Here is a 486-nt window from a genome sequence, read left to right as displayed (position 1 = left end):
TCGGCAGCCAGCGCAGGTCGACGGCAAAGACGACGATCAGCACCAGTCCGAGCCAGAAACCCGGCACGGCATAGAGCGCCAGCGAGCCGATCGACAGGAAGCGGTCGCGGAAACTGCCCGGCCGGGCGCCGGCATAGATGCCGAGTGCCGAGCCGAGCCCGAAGGAGAGCGCGGTGGCGCTGACCATCAACAGCAGCGTGTTGGGCAGGCGTTCGAGGATCACATCGCGGATCGGTCGGGAGAAGGTCACCGACTGGCCGAGGTCGAGATGCAACAGCGCCCAGAGGTAGTTAGCCAGCCGCGTCAGCTCCGACTGGTCGAGGCCCCAGCGATGACGCAGCAATTCGATCATGCCGGCGTCGCCGCCGTTCGAGACGATGTAGGCGTCGACGGCGTCGCCGGGGGCGGCCTCGAGCAAAAGGAACGTGCCGATGACGACGATCAGCAGCACGAAGATGCTGCCGACGAGGCGGCGGCGGAGAAGGG

Annotated in this window: 1 protein-coding gene; it reads right to left on the bottom strand. The window is 67.1% G+C overall.

The features are described from left to right. Nucleotides 1-486: ABC transporter permease (locus EN994_RS34785; RefSeq protein WP_164746592.1), on the bottom strand; the 486-nt coding region annotated here is incomplete at both ends.

The sequence above is a fragment of the Mesorhizobium sp. M7A.F.Ca.CA.002.09.1.1 genome, from assembly GCF_003998555.1.
GTDB lineage: Bacteria > Pseudomonadota > Alphaproteobacteria > Rhizobiales > Rhizobiaceae > Mesorhizobium > Mesorhizobium ciceri.
Note: the sequence above shows the minus strand (reverse complement) of the source record. Positions and strands in the feature narration are given on the sequence as shown.